This is a genomic window from Rhodococcus sp. NPDC019050 (genome assembly GCF_055664235.1).
The window spans coordinates 1-14,784 of record NZ_JBVOON010000022.1 but is presented as its reverse complement, the minus strand read 5'-3'; the positions used below and the strand labels follow the sequence as shown (position 1 = coordinate 14,784).

Annotated in this window: 16 protein-coding genes and 1 pseudogene; 9 read left to right on the top strand and 8 right to left on the bottom strand. The window is 66.8% G+C overall.

Annotation, left to right across the window (positions count from 1 at the left end; genetic code table 11):
* Position 1: 1 nt before the first annotated feature.
* Entirely contained in the window at positions 2-361 is a 360-nt protein-coding gene (locus tag AC0B44_RS19100) for a hypothetical protein (RefSeq protein ID WP_471904375.1), read from the bottom strand.
* Between the two features lie 246 nt (positions 362-607).
* On the opposite strand from AC0B44_RS19100, the gene AC0B44_RS19095 reads away from it, so the two are divergent.
* Positions 608-853, top strand: coding sequence for a DUF6480 family protein (locus AC0B44_RS19095; RefSeq protein ID WP_471904374.1), 246 nt, complete (start codon positions 608-610; stop codon positions 851-853).
* Positions 854-917: 64 nt separating this feature from the next.
* Here the strand turns inward: AC0B44_RS19095 and AC0B44_RS19090 are convergent, their stop codons facing one another.
* The 4 genes from AC0B44_RS19090 to AC0B44_RS19075 form a co-directional block, all read right to left on the bottom strand.
* Positions 918-1,595 carry a PAS and ANTAR domain-containing protein gene (locus AC0B44_RS19090; protein ID WP_471904373.1) on the bottom strand — a complete coding sequence of 226 codons (678 nt, stop codon included), beginning with the start codon at positions 1,593-1,595 and terminating at the stop codon, positions 918-920.
* A gap of 138 nt (positions 1,596-1,733) precedes the next feature.
* Positions 1,734-3,152: an alpha,alpha-trehalose-phosphate synthase (UDP-forming) gene (locus tag AC0B44_RS19085; RefSeq protein WP_471904372.1), complete on the bottom strand. Its 1,419-nt coding sequence runs from the start codon at positions 3,150-3,152 to the stop codon at positions 1,734-1,736.
* 277 nt (positions 3,153-3,429) lie between these two features.
* Positions 3,430-4,002, bottom strand: coding sequence for a type 1 glutamine amidotransferase domain-containing protein (locus AC0B44_RS19080; protein ID WP_471904371.1), 573 nt, complete (start codon positions 4,000-4,002; stop codon positions 3,430-3,432).
* A 63-nt stretch (positions 4,003-4,065) separates the two neighbouring features.
* Positions 4,066-5,607 (bottom strand): FAD-dependent oxidoreductase, encoded by a 1,542-nt coding sequence (locus AC0B44_RS19075; RefSeq protein WP_471904370.1) that lies wholly within the window; start codon positions 5,605-5,607, stop codon positions 4,066-4,068.
* 148 nt (positions 5,608-5,755) lie between these two features.
* Between AC0B44_RS19075 and AC0B44_RS19070 the strand changes: the two are divergent.
* Positions 5,756-6,936 (top strand): annotated as a pseudogene (locus tag AC0B44_RS19070) (zinc-dependent alcohol dehydrogenase).
* 99 nt (positions 6,937-7,035) lie between these two features.
* On the opposite strand, the gene surE reads toward AC0B44_RS19070, so the two are convergent.
* Together surE and AC0B44_RS19060 are read right to left on the bottom strand one after the other, a co-directional pair.
* Complete coding sequence (gene surE / locus AC0B44_RS19065) at positions 7,036-7,845, bottom strand: 5'/3'-nucleotidase SurE (RefSeq protein ID WP_471904369.1); 810 nt, start codon at positions 7,843-7,845, stop codon at positions 7,036-7,038.
* Complete coding sequence (locus AC0B44_RS19060; protein ID WP_471904368.1) at positions 7,842-8,822, bottom strand: 1-phosphofructokinase family hexose kinase; 981 nt, start codon at positions 8,820-8,822, stop codon at positions 7,842-7,844. The genes surE and AC0B44_RS19060 overlap by 4 nt, the downstream gene beginning before the upstream one ends.
* 159 nt (positions 8,823-8,981) lie before the next feature.
* Here AC0B44_RS19060 and AC0B44_RS19055 point away from each other — a divergent pair, with 159 nt between their 5' ends.
* The 4 genes from AC0B44_RS19055 to AC0B44_RS19040 all read left to right on the top strand — a co-directional run bounded on the left by AC0B44_RS19055 (position 8,982) and on the right by AC0B44_RS19040 (position 12,129).
* Positions 8,982-9,440, top strand: coding sequence for an SRPBCC family protein (locus tag AC0B44_RS19055; protein ID WP_471904367.1), 459 nt, complete (start codon positions 8,982-8,984; stop codon positions 9,438-9,440).
* Positions 9,437-11,026, top strand: a complete 1,590-nt coding sequence (locus AC0B44_RS19050; protein ID WP_471904366.1) for a phytoene desaturase family protein — start codon at positions 9,437-9,439, stop codon at positions 11,024-11,026. The genes AC0B44_RS19055 and AC0B44_RS19050 overlap by 4 nt, the downstream gene beginning before the upstream one ends.
* A gap of 256 nt (positions 11,027-11,282) precedes the next feature.
* Positions 11,283-11,897, top strand: coding sequence for a HemK2/MTQ2 family protein methyltransferase (locus tag AC0B44_RS19045; protein WP_471904420.1), 615 nt, complete (start codon positions 11,283-11,285; stop codon positions 11,895-11,897).
* Positions 11,898-11,982: 85 nt separating this feature from the next.
* On the top strand, positions 11,983-12,129 hold the full coding sequence (locus AC0B44_RS19040) for a CDGSH iron-sulfur domain-containing protein (protein WP_471904419.1): 147 nt from the start codon (positions 11,983-11,985) through the stop codon (positions 12,127-12,129).
* A gap of 144 nt (positions 12,130-12,273) precedes the next feature.
* On the opposite strand, the gene AC0B44_RS19035 is transcribed toward AC0B44_RS19040, so the two are convergent.
* On the bottom strand, positions 12,274-12,429 hold the full coding sequence (locus tag AC0B44_RS19035) for a DUF6131 family protein (protein WP_169619332.1): 156 nt from the start codon (positions 12,427-12,429) through the stop codon (positions 12,274-12,276).
* Between the two features lie 213 nt (positions 12,430-12,642).
* On the opposite strand from AC0B44_RS19035, the gene AC0B44_RS19030 reads away from it, so the two are divergent.
* The 3 genes from AC0B44_RS19030 (at position 12,643) to AC0B44_RS19020 (ending at position 14,534) form a co-directional block, all read left to right on the top strand.
* On the top strand, positions 12,643-13,122 hold the full coding sequence (locus AC0B44_RS19030; protein WP_471904418.1) for a DUF2243 domain-containing protein: 480 nt from the start codon (positions 12,643-12,645) through the stop codon (positions 13,120-13,122).
* Complete coding sequence (locus AC0B44_RS19025; protein WP_471904365.1) at positions 13,119-13,901, top strand: cytochrome c oxidase assembly protein; 783 nt, start codon at positions 13,119-13,121, stop codon at positions 13,899-13,901. The genes AC0B44_RS19030 and AC0B44_RS19025 overlap by 4 nt, the downstream gene beginning before the upstream one ends.
* A gap of 93 nt (positions 13,902-13,994) precedes the next feature.
* The gene (locus tag AC0B44_RS19020) at positions 13,995-14,534 is read left to right on the top strand and encodes a Dps family protein (RefSeq protein WP_471904364.1); all 540 of its coding nucleotides are present in this window, start codon (positions 13,995-13,997) and stop codon (positions 14,532-14,534) included.
* Positions 14,535-14,784 lie beyond the last annotated feature (250 nt).

Here is a 14,784-nt window from a genome sequence, read left to right as displayed (position 1 = left end):
ATCAGATCGCGACCCCCGAGGCCAAGGCCCCGTAGATAATCATCAGCACGAAGAGCGCCCATCCGGCGCCCTGCCAGATCTGCCATCTGCCGGCAGATCGCCAGACCCTGTAGGTCTGCACGAACGCTCCAAGTCCGCCGAGGAGCAGGAGCACAGTCGGTCCGAACGCCAGGATCGCACGAGCAGGGTCCGTGCACACGGCGAAGTCCGCATCCGCACACGTATCACCGGTGTTGAGCGCTGCCCACACGATCACACCGGCGGCAACCGCTGCTGCCAGGGCGATCACACTCGCGGCGTACCACACGGCGTTGCGTGCGAGGCGGGAGTCCTGTTGGGAGTTCTTCACGTCGGGTGTCATGGAATATCCTGTGCTGAAAGTATTTTCGTTCGGCCGGATTCTCCCGGCCGATACGGGAATCGGGTCATCCGTACAAATGGGTTGTATTCGTGGACTACCCGGTATCCGGGGAACTAATCCCACTGTGACACCCATTGTGTGTATGCGCCGGCGGCGATTCGGCGGGCGGAGCGCGGGTACTCCGGCAGGGACCCCCGGAGGCGACGAGAGCCCCGGAGCGAAGCATCCGAACCGAGGAGGATTCCTGTGACTGTCTCCGACCCCGAACCGCACCGCAACACCGATCCCGATCCGGCGACCACCCCGGACCTGGAAGACGGTGGCGGAGTCACCCCCGGCGCCACTCCGCCGGAATCAGGTCAGACCTCGGGGCTGTCCGCTCCGGAACCCGCCACGAGCAATCACTTTCCCGTCAGTGGGTGGGTGGCGTTGGTAGCCATCGCGGTCATCGTCGCGATCTTCGTGGCGGTCATCGTCGGAGTGCTGCTCTGACGGTGCTGCATCGACAGGCGGCTGAATCGACAGGTGGCTGCTCTCGCGGACGCCGAGGATCCGATCAGTCGCCGCGCACTCGCTCGTGGAGCGTCATCAGCAGATGGTCGAAATCTGTTCGGCTCATCGATTCCGTATCGGGACCCGACGTGATGTCGGTAACGAGTTGCTCGGCCAGAGTCCGGAGTTTGAGGTTGGTTTCCTGCGATCGCCAGGCCAGCACCTCGAACGCATGCTGCGGTGAGATGCAGTACACGACCATGAGGGCGCCTTTGGCCTGTTCGATCACGGCGCGGGACTCCGCGAGCGCGTTGACCACCTGGTCGACGCCCTCTCGCACCTCCTCTTCGAAGGCCTCCGAGAGGTCCAGGTAGAACCCCGACGTTCCGAGCAGCGTGCCATCGTCGTCGAGCAGCCGGTCTCCGATCACGACGACACGTTTGACGCGGCCGGCGGTGTCGATGATGCGATGCCTGCTGCTGAAGGGTTTGCCCACCGAACGCACGGCGTCGAGAACCGCGGCGATGTGTTCTTTGTCGTCCGGATGCTTGTGCTGCAGCATCAGTTCGGTGGTGGGGGTGACCGTGCCGGGTTCGTAGCCGTGCATCCTGGCGACGGCATCCGACCATTCCCAGGTGTCGTCCGCGAGCAAGTACCTGAAGCTGCCGACATGATGTGTCGTGCCGTCGCCGGCAATGCTCCCTGCCGGGGACGGGTCGTCCGGGGTGCTGCGGTCCGTCATGGGCTCGATTATGCGGCACACGACGCGGCCTGCCGCCACCGCCTCGAGCAGAGCGGTGGCGGCAGGCCGTGAGAATGTGCGACAACAGCCGCCGAGTGATGTAGTTGTGACGAGCATCCCCTTCGGGATGTCGTCCGATCAGCGATCCTCGGTGAGATGGGCGAGGAACGAATTCGCCCATCGGTCGACGTCGTGCGCCATTACATGTTTGTGCATGGAGCGCATCCGCCGGGCCGCGCACGCGCGGTCTTCTCCGACGGCCTCGACGACGGCGCGTTTGACGCCCTCGAGATCGTGCGGGTTCACCACGTGCGCACGTCGCAACTCGGCGGCAGCGCCCGCGAACTCGCTGAGTACGAGTGCTCCGCTTCCGTCGCCGTGACAGGCCACGTATTCCTTGGCGACGAGGTTCATGCCGTCGCGGAAGGGCGTGACGACCATGACGTCCGCTCCGGCGTACATCGCCACCAGTTCCTCACGGTCGACAGGGCGATGCAGATAGTGCACTACCGGTCGCCCGAGTTGCCCGAACTCGCCGTTGATGTTGCCGACCTGGCGTTCGATGTCGTCACGGAGAGTGGCGTAAGCCGAGAGCCGCTCGCGGCTCGGTGTGGCGAGCTGGACCATGACGACCTTCTCGGGGTCGAGCGTGCCCTCGACCAGCAACTCGCGTAGTGCCTCGAGGCGGACGCTGATTCCCTTGGTGTAGTCGAGCCGGTCGACACCCAGCAGAATCGTCTCCGGATCGCCCAGCTCGGCACGTATCTCCTTGGCGCGCAGTTTCGTTGCGGCCGTGACGGATTGGTCGCGCAGTTGGGTGGAGTCGATGGAGATCGGGTATGCACCGACCCGTACCTGCCGGTCACCGAGATCGATGGTGCCGCCCCCTGTGGTCCCGCGGGGCGAACTCGGCAGATCCAACAGCCGACGGGCGAGATACAGGAAGTTCTCCGCACCCCCGGGAAGGTGGAAACCGACCAGGTCGGCCCCCATGAGCCCCTCGAGGATTTCCTTGCGCCACGGCAACTGGAGGAAGAGTTCCGTCGGGGGGAACGGGATGTGCAGGAAGAATCCGATCCGCAGGTCGGGCCGCAGATCGCGGAGCATGCGGGGGACGAGCTGGAGCTGATAGTCGTGCACCCACACCGTGGCGCCGGGCGCCGCGGCGCGGGCCGCCTCCTCGGCGAACCGCCGGTTCACCTTCTCGTAGGTGCGCCACCAGTCGCGGTCGAAGGTCGGTGCGATCACCGCATCGTGGTAGAGCGGCCACAGGGTCTCGTTGGAGAATCCTTCGTAGTACTCCGTGACCTCCGCTTCGCTCAGCTGGACGGGATGAAGGGTCAGGCCCTCCTCCACGAAGGGCTCGAGGTCGACGTCGGGGGTGCCGGGCCAGCCGACCCAGGCGCCGTCGGCGGACCGCAGTACCGGCTCGAGTGCCGTCACCAGGCCGCCGGGGCTGCGGCGCCACACGCCCGGCCCGCCGTCCGGCGAGGCTTCCAGGTCCACGGGGAGCCGATTGGCCACTACCACGAATTCGTTGGATGACGTCTTGCTCATCGTTGGTCCGCTTTCGGAGAGATACGCAGGTGGCCGGCCGGTCTCGCCTGGGGGATCACGCCTCCGACCGCGCCACTTCGACGGTCTGCACCTCGTCGAACATGGCGTCTACGCGGCGCTTGATCTCGGCGGTGCTGAAACGTACGGACGCCCCCGGCAAGGGTGTACCTGCCAGGGGCCGGGGAGGGCATCGACCTCAACCATCGTCGAGAGTCCTTTCTCTTCACAACACGACAAGGGACATTCATCGGACGGGCGGGGCCGTCCGGCGCCGCACTCAGGTGCGGCTCGCCCCGGCCTCGGCAAATGCGTCGACGACGGCCGCGCAGAATGCCGGCAGGTCGTCGGGGTTGCGGCTCGACACCAGGTTGCGGTCGATCACCACTTCCTTGTCCACGACGGTGCCGCCGGCGTTGCGGATATCGGTGCGCACGCTCGGGTACGAGGTCAACGTGCGACCTTCCACCACACCGGCCTCCACCAGTGTCCACGGGCCGTGGCAGATCACGCCCACCGGCTTGTCGGCGTTGACGAAGTCCCGTACGAACGCCACCGCGTCGGCATCCTGCCGGAGGTGATCCGGGTTCGTCGTGCCGCCGGGCAGGAGCAACCCGTCGAAGTCGGAGACGGCCGCGTCGGCGACCACCCGGTCGACGGTGTACCTGCCGGCTTCGTTCACGTCCTGCTGCATCGCCTGGATCTCGCCGCTCTCGAGCGACACCAGTTCGACTGTCGCACCTTCGTGCTCGACCGCCTTGCGTGGCTCGACGAGTTCTACCTCTTCGACTCCGTCGGTGGCGAGGATGGCAATCCTGCGTCCGGCCAGACGGCCTTGCCGCGCTGTAGTCATGTTTATCGGCCTTTCTCGATCAGATCCGGTTTACCCCGAATGCGTGTTCGGAAACGTCGCCGGTCAACGACGACGCAGATCACTCGTCGCGGGGCCCTCCAGCAGGGTGCCGTCCGCGGCGAACCGGGAGGCGTGCAGCGGACAGTCCCACGAGGCCTCCGCGTCGTTCCATCGCAGCACCCCGCCGAGGTGCGGGCACACGGCCGAGACACGCCGGGTCTCGCCGTCGACGGTCGATACCCCGACCGGCCGGCCGCAGTCCCTCACGACTCGTCCTTCGCCCTCCGCCGGCGACGACTCCGGGTCGGTGCGCCTCTCGGCGGTCCACCACCCTCGAGCGAGATTCACACCCACTCCGGCGTTGAGCTTCACCGCGCTCGGCACGTCGAAGACCTGGGCCGGGCTCCACGCGGCGTATGCCGGGGCCCACGCCTCCACCTGCGGGTCGTGCGCGCCGGTGATCCGGGTGCTCAACAGGTGAGCGGCCGCGACAGCGTTGGTCATGCCCCACTTGCCGTAGCCGGTGGCGACCCACAACCGCTCGGTCGTCGGGAGCAGTGGGCCCACGTACGGGAGCGAGTCGAGGGTGCTGTAGTCCTGGGCCGACCACTGCGCGACCTCCTTCGCACCGGGAAAGTGTCGTTGCGTCCAGGCGACGAGGTCCGCCACGGCCTCGCTGGTCGCCCCCGGCTGCCGACCCACCACGTGGCCGTTGCCGCCGACGAGGAGCAGGCGTTCACCGTCGCGGCCGGACTCACGCGACCCACGATTCTTCGCGGGGGCGGTGCGCAGTGAGCGGGACGGGGAGTCCGCCGACAGATACATTCCGGTCGGTGGCGGCTCGGGTACCTCAAAGGCGAGCGCGTACGAGCGTTCCGGTTCGAGTCGCGCGAAGAAACCGCCGCGGTCGAGGATCGGCGTGCCGGTGGCCAGCACGACGTGTCCACCGCGGACACTCCCGGAAGCGGTCTCGACGGTGCATCCGGACTTGTCCGTCTTCACCGAACGTGCCCGGATCCCCGTGAACACCTCACCGTTGTTCTCCCGGATCTCCCGCACGGCAGCGCGGAGCATCGGCATCGGGTCGAACTGCACCTGGTTCGGCAGCACGACCGCGGACGACACGGGATAGGGCAACTCGGTCTCGGTCACGAGGCGGGTCGTCAGACCTGCCGCGAGGCAACTCCGATGCTCGGCCTCGATGGTGCTCACGCTCGCACTGCTCGTCGCGTAGGTGTAGGCATCGGCGGTTTCGGTCGCCACGTGGTTGTCCTTGCAGAAGTCGGCGACCCACTCCTGCGCGCGGAGGTTGCCGTCCACATACGCCTGCACGACCGGCCGTGAATGCCTGCGGGAGATCTGGGACAGGGTGGTTCCCTGCAGAAGGCTCACTTTCGCGGTGGTGTTGCCAGTGGTCACAGCCCCGACGTCACGCGCCTCCAGGATCGCGACCCGCTGCCCGGCCCGGGTGAGGAGTAGCGCCGTGACCACTGCGGTCAATCCGGCGCCGACGACGACGGTGTCGTACACCTCGCGCCGCTGTGTCCAATCGTCGCCGGGTTCGGCGCCGGCCTCGGCGTCGCGTGCAAGCCACAGTGAGGTCACGTGGGATCTCCTTCGTAGGTGGTTTCAGGCGGGTGGGCGTCGGTCGAGCCGGACATTCACTCCCGCCGGATACCCGGATCGGCGCGGTTAACCCCGGTGGGGGCCGGGTAGCCGGAAACCACGTGTAATCCACAGTGGAGGAGTCCCGATGAAGGCAGTGACATGGCAGGGTCGTCGCAAGGTCAGCGTCGACGATGTCCCGGACACAAAAATCGAGAAACCGACAGATGCCGTCATTCGGATCACGACCACCAACATCTGCGGGTCCGACCTGCACCTGTACGAGGTGCTCGGGGCCTTCATGAAGCCGGCGACATTCTCGGGCACGAACCGATGGGGATCGTGGAAGAAGTCGGCGCCGGTGTCACGAACCTGACACCGGGCGACCGGGTGGTCATCCCGTTCCAGATCTCGTGCGGCAGCTGTTTCATGTGCGATCACGGACTGCAGTCGCAGTGCGAGACCACCCAGGTACGCGAAGAAGGCGGCGGCGCAGCACTGTTCGGGTACTCGAAGTTGTACGGAAGCGTGCCGGGCGCGCAGGCCGAGTATCTGCGGGTGCCCCATGCCGACTCGACGCACATCAAGGTCCCCGAAGGCCCGTCGGACGACCGGTTCTCCTATCTGTCCGACGTTCTGCCCACCGCGTGGCAAGCGGTGGAGTACGCGGAGATCCCGGACGGGGGCACGGTAGCGGTGCTCGGACTCGGGCCGATCGGCGAGATGGCCGGACGTGTCGCAATGCACCGCGGCGCGCGCGTGATCGCGGTGGACCTCGTGCCCGAGCGCCTCGCGCGTGCAGCCGGTCGCGGGATGGAGACGATCGATCTCCGCGAGGCCGGCAACGATCTCGGAGACATCATTCGCGACCGTACCGACGGACGCGGAGCCGACTCGGTCATCGACGCCGTGGGAATGGAAGCGCACGGGTCACCCGTGGCCAAGTTTGCCCAGACGGCGGCGGGTTTCCTGCCGTCGGCGATCGCCGAACCTCTGATGGAACGGGCCGGAGTCGACAGGCTCCACGCGTTGTACACGGCCATCGATATCGTGCGACGCGGCGGCACGATCTCGCTGAGCGGCGTGTAAGGCGGGATGGCCGACCCCATGCCGATGATGACCATGTTCGACAAGCAGATTCGTCTGCGCATGGGCCAGGCGAACGTGCTGAACTGGGTGCCGCAGATCCTTCCGCTGCTGACCGACGACGATCCGCTCGGCGTGGACACCTTCGCGACCCACCGCATGTCTCTGGAAGAGGCACCGCACGCCTACGAGATCTTCCAGAAGAAGCAGGACGGCGCCATCAAGATCGCGTTGCGTCCCTGATCGGATTTCCTCCGCCCACGAACGCGCCCCACGTCCGGTCGGACGTGGGGCGCGTCGTAGGTTTCTGTGCGACCGGACCGGTGCTCCCGGTCGTGCGGCTCAGGAAGCGGTTTCGGTGTCGCGGGAGAACTCGAGGTCGCCGAGATCGGACCCCGCAACCTCGAACGGCATCTGCAGGGCGGTCGCGGTGGCCCACCCCCGGCTCAGCAAAACCGCGTCGGTGTCGTCGGGACCGTGGATGTCGATCGTTCGGAACGACACCGTCACGGTGCGGGTGTCGTCGTCGTCCTCGTTGGCTTCGTAGTCCTCGTCCGAGTCGGTGATCTCGGCTTGCACCGCACCGAATTCCGCGAGCTGGGCGTCGCGCAGCCCGAGCAGATCCTCGACAGGTACGTCGGGAATGTTCACATTGAGGACCTCGCCGGGTTCGAGGTGGTCGATCGCCCACCGCACGGCCCGGTCGGCGACGTGCTCGGCAGTGTCCCATCCGTCGCTGCCGAGCCCGTTGAGCGACAACGCGACCGCCCGCGCGCCGTGAGCAGCCGCCGTGAGGGCGGCTCCGACCGTCCCGGAATGAAGGATCGCGCGGCCGGTGTTGGGTCCGAGATTGATCCCGGACAACACGATGTCGGGAGTGTCGCCGAAAGCGCCGTACGAGGCGACGAACGTGATCAGCGCGGGCGACCCGTGGACCGCGAGAACCTCCACGTCGGGAAGACCCTCCATGGAGCGAAGTGACACCTTCAGCTTTCCGTCGTCTTCGAGCGCCGTCAGCGCTGCGCTCGCACCGCTGCGCTCGATGTGGGGCGCGACCACCCGGACGTCGAGACCCGCCCTCACCGCCACGCGGGCCAGGGCGGCGAGTCCCGGGCTGTCGACCCCGTCGTCGTTGACGATCAGCGCTTTCATGCGTGATCCTTCTCCAGTCGTCGAACCTGCACGTTCTGGGTCATCTTCTCGATGGCCTCCCGCTGGCCGGTGGCCAGCCCTCGCCGGGTGACGTTCACCGCGCCCGCGGCCGCGCCGAGTCGGAGCGCCTGCTCGAAGGGGAGGCCTGCCGCATAGGCCACGGCGAGGCCGGCGGTCATGGAGTCGCCGGCGCCGCGGTGGTCCACGGACTGGACTGCGGGCGCCTCGACCTCCCAGATCACACCGTCGTGCAGTGCGATTGCCGGATCGGCGGCCCGCGAGATCACGACGCTCTCGGCGCCTTCCTTCTGAAGGGAGTGCATGGCCGCAACGAGATCGTCGAGATCGTCCGACGCGGCGCGTCCGTCCTCGATGAGGTCTTCGTGGCTCACCTTCAGCAGGGCGATGCCACCTTCCAGGGCGGCGGTGAGGGAGGGACCCGAAAGATCGGCGACGACAGGGACATTCAGGGCGGAAAGGTCGGCGCACAGCCGGGTGTAGAGCTCGGTGGGCACAGCGTCGTCACAGTGCGGCCCCCCGATGATCGCCACGTCGGCGGACATGCCCGCCCCGAGCGACGCGCTGAACAGGTCGTCGGTCTCGTGGCGGCTGAGGGTGGGAGGCGGGACGTCCACGACCACCTCGCGTTCCCCCTCGCGACGGTCGTGAACGTACGAACCGTTGTCGGAGGCGGAGGACACCGGGTGCACCGTGATGCCTTCGCGGTCGATCAGATCGACGAGGATGCCGCCGGACTCGCCACCGAACGGGCCGCAGAGGTGTACGTCGGTACCGAGGATGGATGCCATTCGTCCGATCCAGAAGCCCTGCCCGCCCGGATGGATGTGCAGTTCTGTGCCCCCGTTCGGCGCCTGCTCGATGGTGACGGTGAGAAGGGGGGAGGGAGCGAAGACGAAAGCGGTCGCGCCGGGCCGTGAGTCTTCGGATGTCGTGCGTTCGTTCGTGTCTGCGGGCATGCCGCTCAGGTACCCTTCCCGACTTTGTCTCACACACGCTGTCTCACACACCGCTGTTCCACATCCCGCGACGTCGCAGCCGGTGTGGAGCGGGGCGGTCGCGGGTATGTCCCCGCAGGGACCGGAGCCCGGTCCGCAGACTAGGAGGGGAGTGCGGGGATGACCAGAGTCGCACGCAAGGAAACCACCACGCCGCCGAGCCGGGTCTGGGAAGTCCTGGCGGACGGATGGAACTACGCGACCTGGGTCGTCGGGGCCTCCCGAATCCGGAAGGTCGACGCAACCTGGCCCGAGGTGGGCAGCCGCATCCACCATTCGGTCGGCTTGTGGCCGGCGCTCATCGACGACTGCACCGAAGTGCTATCCGCGACGCCCGAACAACGGCTGGTTCTCCGCGCCCGCGCGTGGCTCTTCGGTCAGGCCGAGATCGAACTGAACATCGAACCCGCCTCGGGGGGCGGTTCGATCGTGACGATGTCCGAGCACGTGGTGACGGGCGTACCCAGCCTGCTTCCCGACTTCGTGCAGGAGCAGGCAGTGTGGCCGAGAAATCAGGAGTGTCTGTCGCGCCTGGCACTGCTCGCGGAACGTGCGACTCCCGACGGGCCGGCCGCATGACCGGGGAAACCGTCGACGCGGTCGTCATCGGTGCAGGCCCCAACGGGCTCACCGGTGCCGCGGCACTGGCGGATGCCGGCTGGGACGTCCTCGTGCTCGAAGAACAGCCGGAACCGGGCGGTGCCGTGCGCAGTGCCGAACTCCATCCCGAGTTCCGCGCTGATCTGTTCAGCGCGTTCTACCCGCTCGGGGCGGTCTCGCCCGCGTTCGAGGCCCTCGAACTCGAATCCCACGGGTTGCAGTGGAGTCGGTCGCCGAACTCGTTCGGCCATCCTCTCGGGCCCGGCGACGAGGACGCGGTCGTCGTCGCCCGCGATGCGGCGGACACCGCCGACGATCTCGAGCGCCGCTGCGCGGGGGACGGCGACGCGTGGCTGGGACTCGTCGATCAATGGAGCAAGGTGCGCAGCGCGCTGTTGCAACTGCTGCTTTCCCCCTTCCCGCCGGTTCGGGGTTCTGCGTCGCTGCTGCGCGCGCTCGGACCTGCCGAAGGTCTGCGATTCGCCCGGATGCTCGCACTTCCCGTCCGCCGGATGAGCGAGGAACTCTTCGACGGAGAAGCCGCCCGACTGCTCCTGCTCGGCAACGCCATGCACTCCGACATCCCGCCGGACGCCCCGGGCAGCGGAGTGATGGGGTACATCCTCACGATGCTCGCCCAGGATGTCGGTTTTCCGTCCCCGGTCGGCGGCGCGGGGGCGCTCACCGACGCATTGGTGCGACGAGGTGAACATGCCGGAATGCAGTTGCGGTGCGGTAGCCGGGTCACCGAAATCGAGGTCGAAGACGGGAACGCCGTTGCGGTGCGCACCGCAGGTGGGGATCGGGTGAAGGTTCGCCGCGCGATCCTCGCGGACGTATCGGCGCCCGCGCTGTACGGGACGCTCCTCGCCGGCTCCCCAGTCGCCGACCGCGCCCGCGACGACCTGCGGGGATTCGAATGGGACACACCGGTGGTGAAGGTCGACTACGCGCTCGGCAGTCCGGTGCCGTGGCGATCGCCGTCGTTGTCCCGGACCGGCACCGTGCACGTGGGTGCCGACACGAACGCGATGGTCCGGTGGTCCGCCGACCTTTCGACGGGCGTGATCCCGGAGTCGCCGTTCCTGCTGTTCGGCCAGATGACCACGACCGATCCCACCAGGTCGCCCGCCGGCACTGAAAGTGCGTGGGCATATACCCATCTGCCCCGCGGCATCACCGACGACGAGTCGGCGGACATACTCGCGGAGCGGGTGGACGCCCAGCTCGAGGCGTACGCGCCCGGATTCCGCGAGACGATTCTCGGTCGCACCGTCCAGCGTCCCGGGGACCTCGAATCGGCCGACGCCAACCTCGTGGGTGGCGCAGTCAACGGCGGTACCGCCCAAATCCACCAGCAGTTGTTCCTGCGACCTGCACCCGGCCTCGGAGGTTCACGAACTCCGGTGGGAAAGGTGTATCTCGCGAGTGCAGGAGCGCATCCCGGCGGCGGCGTCCACGGAATGTGTGGGTGGAATGCCGCCGACGCCGCACTCCAGGATCAGAAGGTGACAGGCCCGCTGCGCCGCCGCCTGCACACCTTCGGTCGACGGGTGATGTCCTGACGAATCCGGCAGTCGCGTAAACACCAGGTTTCGGGGAAACACGCACCGGGGTATTCGCGCCCATGACCGAATACCCGGCCGACGGAACCCCGTGGTCGATGTCGCCGGGGAGTTGCGCCCTCAGCACGATCGGCTCAGGCATTGGCTGCTGCGGGGTCTTGGACGCCCGCACATCGAACTCCGGGGTGATGTAGCTGTGACCACTTCTCCAGTTCTGGACCGTCCGAATACACCTCGTGTGTGGCGCCTTCCCGGCGTGTACCGGCCACAGGAGGATTCGTTCCTCCTGGCCAAGGCTCTTCGCGAAGCCGGGGGAGCGCAGGACGCAAAGGTTCTCGACTTCTGTACCGGGAGCGGTTTTCTCGCGATCACGGCTGCTCGGGCAGGAGCCGACGCGGTAACCGCACTCGATATCTCCCGACGGGCGGTTATCACCGCCCGGGCCAATGCGCTGTCACGTCGGCTGCCGATCTCGGTGCTCCGCGGAAGCCTGGACGTGGCCGTGGAGCACGGACCGTTCGACGTGGTCCTGTCGAATCCTCCGTACGTGCCGGTCGACGGTGAGGGCAAAGATCCCCGCTGGGACGCCGGGCCGGACGGACGATCCGTTCTCGACCCACTGTGCGACTCGTTGCCGACGCTCCTGTCGCCCCGGGGTTTCGCGCTGCTCGTCCATTCGGAGTTCACCGGCGTCGACGAGACCCTCGAGCGTGTGCGTGCAGCCGGCCTGGAAGGCTCGGTCGTCGCGCGTGAGCGCATCCCGTTCGGCCCGGTACTGCAAAGCCGGCTGAGCTATCTCCAAGAAGCCGAGCTCGCCCGACAGGGCATCGACACCGAAGAGGTGGTGGTCATCCGTGCCGGCAGGTTCTGAGGGGCAAGGCGGTCGTCGGGTGGTACACGCGACGACCGGAAACGCTGAAGACGTCACGGTGGTCCGCAAGGTGAAGGGCGGGCCCATGCTCGTCAACGGTCCGGTTCGGATCCTGACCGACGACGGGACCGAGACCGAATCGGACCGGTTCGTGGTGGCGGTGTGCCGATGCCGGCGCAGCGCGTTGTACCCGTTGTGCGATACCAGTCACCGGCGTCCCGCCCGGGGCTGACTCGGAGTCCACGACCCCGTCGATCGAAATCCCTCGCAGCGTTTGGTAAATGCCGACGGTGCGAGGGTTTTTCACTGTCCGGATGCCCGGAACAGCCGAAAGTCCGGACGCCGCAGCGTCCGGACTTTCGGCTGTGCTGAAGGGTCAGTACCAGTGGGCACGACCACCGACGGCCTTGCCGGATGCTCCCAGGATCGCCATGATGACGCCGATCACCAGGAGGATGACACCCAGCGTCGTCAGGATCGAGATGCCGGTGAAGAATCCGACTACGAGAAGAATCAGGCCCAGAACAATCATTGCGTCCACCTCGCTGTCTTGTCCGAAACCGAGCGGCTCCGGATCCAAGTCCTGAATACCCGGATTGTCCGCATCGAAACACACGAGAGAAAAAATTATTCCTGAGGCGTTCCGCCCCAGCGTGATCGACGGGTGCGGGGTGGTCCGACCCACCTTCTACGGGGATTGACCATCCACCCCGGGGGTAGTCCATTGATCATGACGCAGCGTGATGTGCAGGGGGCGGCCGTGTCGCTCCGACCGGAAAGAGGCAGGAACATATTGGCCGGTGCCCTTCTCGGCTTGGGTGCGGTGGCCATGACGGACGAAGTGCTCTTCCACCAGATACTTCACTGGCACCACTTCTACGACAAATCGACCACGTCGGCCGGTCTCGTCTCGGACGGACTGTTCCACGCGTTCAGCTGGTTCGCCACGGTCGCGGGTTTCTACCTCGTGGTGATGTCGGTTCGTGACCGGACAGTATGGGTGCGTGCACTGCTGGGTGGGTTCGTCACCGCGGTGGGCGCGTTCCAGTTGTACGACGGGCTGGTCCAGCACAAGCTGTTCGGTCTCCACCAGATCCGGTACGAGGTCGATCTCCTGCCGTACGACCTGACCTGGAACATCCTGGCCGGTGTGCTGCTCGTGGTCGGCGCAACGATCATTGCGTCCACCTACCGGAAGGCACCGGCTCCGGCGGCCTCGCAATGACAACCGTCGTATTACTCGGTCTGGGAATCGTCGCCGTGGCCGCCTACGTGGCGGTGGCGGCGAGAACGCAGGACTGGCCGCTCGCGCGCACCCTGAGTTGGACCGCGGGGTGGGTGGCGCTCGTCGCGGCCCTCGTGAACAACGCCTCCGCGCACGGAGGTGGGCACGGACACGGCGCGCACCACTCGTTCGACTTCGTGGGACACATGGTGTCGCATGTCGTGGTGGGCATGGCGGTGCCCCTGTTGCTGGGGCTCGCAGCCCCCGTGACCCTTGCGCTCCGAGTACTCCCGGTGTCGTCGGCGCGTCGTGTTTCGCGGGTACTGCGGTCACGCCCCAGTGAAGTGCTGACCCACCCCCTCGTCGCGGCAACCCTCAACATCGGTGGACTGTGGCTGCTGTATCGGACGTGGATGTTCGAGTACATGCAGGGTGGCACCTGGGTGGCGTGGCTGATCGAGCTCCATATCGTTGCGGCCGGCTACCTGTACACCTATTCCCTGGTGGGTGTGGATCCGTCACCGCACCGCACCTCGTTCGGCCTGCGGGCAGCGGTGCTGGTGCTGTCGATCGCTGCACACAACATCCTGGCCAAGACGCTCTACGCGGACCCGCCCCCCGGTGTCTCCGCGGCAGACGCAGAACTGGGTAGTCAGGTGATGTATTACGGGGGCATTCCGTTCGAGTTGGCGCTGGTCGTGCTGCTGATACACCGGTGGGCAGCGCGTGCCCGTCACCGACGCGGCATATCGGCTCCCGATCTCCTCCTCACGACCTGAAGCGGGGTAGTTGCAGACGCGAAGGGTTTGGACACCGGCCTACGCGGGGTATTCGAAGGCCACGAAACCAGATAGCACTTGGAGGAATCGCACATGTCGAAATACACGGTGCCCGGTTTGAGCGGCAAGGACGGATCGAAGGTTGCAGGTGTCCTGCAGGAGCGCTTGAGCGCGTACAACGACCTGCACCTCACCCTCAAGCACATCCACTGGAACGTTGTCGGTCCCAACTTCATCGGTGTGCACGAAATGATCGATCCCCAGGTGGAGCTCGTACGTGGGTACGCCGACGAGGTCGCCGAACGCATCGCGACACTCGGCGAGTCGCCCAAGGGCACGCCGGGAGCGATCGAGAAGAACCGCACCTGGGACGACTACTCGGTGGGGCGCGACACCGCGCAGGCCCACCTCGCGGCTCTCGACCTGGTCTACGACGGTGTCATCAAGGACAACCGCAAGGCCATCGAGCAAGTCGGCGACGTCGATCCGATCACCGAAGATGTCCTCATCGGGCACACCGGCCAGCTGGAGAAGTTCCAGTGGTTCGTGCGAGCACATCTGGAGAACGCCGCAGGCTCCCTCTCCCACGGCGGTGCCGCCACCGAGAAGAAAGCGGCCGACAAGGCCCGCTGACCCGAACAGGTCCGCTCCGTGCCTGAACTCCCGCTCACGCGAATCGTCGTGACGGGTGCGAGCGGCAACGTCGGCACAGCACTGCTGCGCCGTCTCGCACAGCGGACCGAGCCACCCGAGATCATAGGGGTCGCGGGGGGGGGGGCGGGGGGGGGCGGGCCCCCAAAGGGTGTTGGGGAGGTGCGCGACAGTAAATCCCCGCCCCCGGCGGGGCCCCGGGTGGGGGGGGGAAAAGTACGGCGCGCGGGAC

Coding starts and splice junctions, on each gene's coding strand:
- AC0B44_RS19085 (WP_471904372.1), bottom strand. CDS start 3,152: ATGAGCAAGACGTCATCCAACGAATTCGTGGTAGTGGCCAATCGGCTC.
- AC0B44_RS19080 (WP_471904371.1), bottom strand. CDS start 4,002: ATGACTACAGCGCGGCAAGGCCGTCTGGCCGGACGCAGGATTGCCATC.
- AC0B44_RS19040 (WP_471904419.1), top strand. CDS start 11,983: ATGCTCGTCAACGGTCCGGTTCGGATCCTGACCGACGACGGGACCGAG.
- AC0B44_RS19050 (WP_471904366.1), top strand. CDS start 9,437: ATGACCGGGGAAACCGTCGACGCGGTCGTCATCGGTGCAGGCCCCAAC.
- AC0B44_RS19090 (WP_471904373.1), bottom strand. CDS start 1,595: ATGACGGACCGCAGCACCCCGGACGACCCGTCCCCGGCAGGGAGCATT.
- AC0B44_RS19055 (WP_471904367.1), top strand. CDS start 8,982: ATGACCAGAGTCGCACGCAAGGAAACCACCACGCCGCCGAGCCGGGTC.
- AC0B44_RS19035 (WP_169619332.1), bottom strand. CDS start 12,429: ATGATTGTTCTGGGCCTGATTCTTCTCGTAGTCGGATTCTTCACCGGC.
- AC0B44_RS19100 (WP_471904375.1), bottom strand. CDS start 361: ATGACACCCGACGTGAAGAACTCCCAACAGGACTCCCGCCTCGCACGC.
- AC0B44_RS19060 (WP_471904368.1), bottom strand. CDS start 8,822: ATGCCCGCAGACACGAACGAACGCACGACATCCGAAGACTCACGGCCC.
- AC0B44_RS19020 (WP_471904364.1), top strand. CDS start 13,995: ATGTCGAAATACACGGTGCCCGGTTTGAGCGGCAAGGACGGATCGAAG.
- AC0B44_RS19025 (WP_471904365.1), top strand. CDS start 13,119: ATGACAACCGTCGTATTACTCGGTCTGGGAATCGTCGCCGTGGCCGCC.
- surE (WP_471904369.1), bottom strand. CDS start 7,845: ATGAAAGCGCTGATCGTCAACGACGACGGGGTCGACAGCCCGGGACTC.